The organism is Campylobacter concisus, from assembly GCF_902460625.1.
Classification (GTDB): Bacteria; Campylobacterota; Campylobacteria; order Campylobacterales; family Campylobacteraceae; genus Campylobacter_A; species Campylobacter_A concisus_AD.
Window position 1 is genome coordinate 193,989 of sequence record NZ_CABPUT010000004.1, and the last position, 1,945, is coordinate 195,933.

General features: G+C 35.3%; 3 protein-coding genes, 1 tRNA gene and 1 pseudogene. 3 read left to right on the forward strand and 2 right to left on the reverse strand.

All coding sequences use genetic code 11. The features are described 5' to 3' along the window. The first annotated feature begins 27 nt into the window (after positions 1-27). Positions 28-104 (forward strand) — tRNA-Ile (locus tag F3G69_RS04030). Positions 105-216: 112 nt separating this feature from the next. On the opposite strand, the pseudogene F3G69_RS04035 reads toward F3G69_RS04030, so the two are convergent. Together F3G69_RS04035 and F3G69_RS04040 are read right to left on the reverse strand one after the other, a co-directional pair. Further along, a pseudogene (locus F3G69_RS04035) lies at positions 217-876 on the reverse strand (M48 family metallopeptidase). Continuing rightward, the gene (locus F3G69_RS04040) at positions 866-1,432 is read right to left on the reverse strand and encodes a hypothetical protein (protein WP_223155871.1); all 567 of its coding nucleotides are present in this window, start codon (positions 1,430-1,432) and stop codon (positions 866-868) included. Before F3G69_RS04040 ends, F3G69_RS04035 begins: the two are co-directional and overlap by 11 nt. Between F3G69_RS04040 and F3G69_RS04045 the strand changes: the two genes are divergently transcribed. Both F3G69_RS04045 and F3G69_RS04050 read left to right on the forward strand, forming a co-directional pair. Next, positions 1,368-1,562 (forward strand): type II toxin-antitoxin system RelE/ParE family toxin, encoded by a 195-nt coding sequence (locus F3G69_RS04045; protein ID WP_103600459.1) that lies wholly within the window; start codon positions 1,368-1,370, stop codon positions 1,560-1,562. The genes F3G69_RS04040 and F3G69_RS04045 overlap by 65 nt on opposite strands. Next, positions 1,549-1,821, forward strand: coding sequence for a helix-turn-helix domain-containing protein (locus F3G69_RS04050; protein WP_072594755.1), 273 nt, complete (start codon positions 1,549-1,551; stop codon positions 1,819-1,821). Before F3G69_RS04045 ends, F3G69_RS04050 begins: the two co-directional genes overlap by 14 nt. Positions 1,822-1,945: the final 124 nt, after the last annotated feature.

Genomic DNA, 1,945 nt, shown 5'->3' on the forward strand with positions numbered 1-1,945 from the left:
TGTATAATACGATTTCATTTCAACTGTGGGTTCATAGCTCAGTTGGTTAGAGCATCCGGCTCATAACCGGATGGTCCCAGGTTCGAGTCCTGGTGAACCCACCACCTACTTTAACAACACTAGAAAATCAAAAATTTTTCATCACTTTTCCTTAGATTTTAAAATATTTTTAAAATACAAAAAATGCTTAATAGTCCAAAATTTAAGCCAAATTTTCTAAACTATTTCTAAAATTTCCTTGCGTTTTTGCCAATCAGGCATATAAAGCGTTAGATAGTCATAAAATTTCTTTGAGTGATTTGGATACAGCAGGTGAACAAGCTCGTGAAATACGACATACTCGATGCACGATTTTGGCTTTTTGATAAGCTCTATGTTTAAATTTATATATTATTTATATGGATTACAACTTCCCCATCTTGTTTTCATCTGCCTTATTTTTACGCTTTTGATATCTTGTTTTACTATCTTGTTAAATTCTTGCAAGATAGTAAAAAAGTATAACGTCGCCTTTTCATGATACCACTCATATACTAAATTTTCTTTTCGCTCTAGGTCGCTTTTATCTTTCACAAAGAGCTCAAGATAGCCCCTTTGAAGCTTTACGTGCTCCTCTTTAGACTGCACCACTTTAAGCCGGTAGCTTCGCCCAAGATATTTAAAGTCCTCGCCACTTACATACTCTTTTTGGCTCGTCTTAAATGCTGCAAAAAAAGCGCGCTTTTGCGCTATCCATTTAGCTCTTTTTTTTATGATAAATTTTATATGCTCATCGCTTGCCGACTTTGGCGCGGTTAGGATAGCTTCGCCATTTGGTCTAACTTTTAAGGTGATATTTTTCACCTCTTTTTTGATGATTTTCACCTCATTTGACATAAAAGCTTATCCCTATTCCACGGATAGTTTGGTAAATTTTCTCCTTCTCATCGATAGAAACGTCATATTCGTCCTCTATCTCCCAAAGAGCGTCTTCCATAGCGCTTGTTATCTCATTTTCTACGTCTTTATTTTTGTGCCATTCTGGTTTTTTTGAGGCCTCTTCGTAAATTTCATAAAATTTCATGCTCAAATTTTTAGCGACCGTTTCAACATCCATAAGCTCCACATCTGCCAAAATGTCAAGCAAATTATCATAAATGGCAAATAAAATTTTCTTACCATTAAATTCTTTTGGATACCTGTCTTCATTTGGCTTTAAAGCACCAGTTATAAGGTCTTTTAGCAGTTTTGCTTTGGCAAGTTTTTCTTCCTCACTTAGCCTTTTTGCTTTATACTCGTCGATGATATCTTGTATCTGCTGCGCTATTGATTTATAAAAGGCTGGATTTGAGTCCATTTTCTCTTTTACCACCGCGCTTACGGCGCTAATGATCGTAAATGACGGACTATTTGAGATACATATAAAGTCGGATGAAGGAATAGCTAGAAGCATATATTGTTATGAAATCGGCAAAAAAATAATAATCCTACTAACTTTTGTTAAAAAAACGCAAAAAACGCCAAAAAGCATACTAAATTTGGCGGAACAAAGATTAAAGGAGTTTAAAGATGGAAACCGTTAATTTTAGAGAAGTTTTAAAAGAAGAGCTAAAAAATCCGGAATTTAAAGCGCAATACGATGCGTTAGAGGACGAATATAAAGCCATAGAAGCTTTAATAGACGCCAGAAGCGAAGCCGGGCTAACTCAAAGCGAGGTAGCTAAAAGGATGGGCATAACCCAATCAGCCGTAGCTAGGATAGAAAGCGGAGCGTATAATATCAAGTATAAAACATTCTTTAACTACATAAAAGCTTGCGGTAAAAGAGTGGCGATAGTTTGAGTGAGATTAATTATCTAGCAAATACTCAAGTCAATACAGAAGAAAATATTAAGCTTTGTTGATTATCAAATCGGGGCTTTTTGCAAATACGACTGTTAGTAATTTGGAAAAAATAAGATCGTTA

Coding starts and splice junctions, on each gene's coding strand:
- F3G69_RS04050 (WP_072594755.1), top strand. CDS start 1,549: ATGGAAACCGTTAATTTTAGAGAAGTTTTAAAAGAAGAGCTAAAAAAT.
- F3G69_RS04045 (WP_103600459.1), top strand. CDS start 1,368: ATGATCGTAAATGACGGACTATTTGAGATACATATAAAGTCGGATGAA.
- F3G69_RS04040 (WP_223155871.1), bottom strand. CDS start 1,432: ATGCTTCTAGCTATTCCTTCATCCGACTTTATATGTATCTCAAATAGT.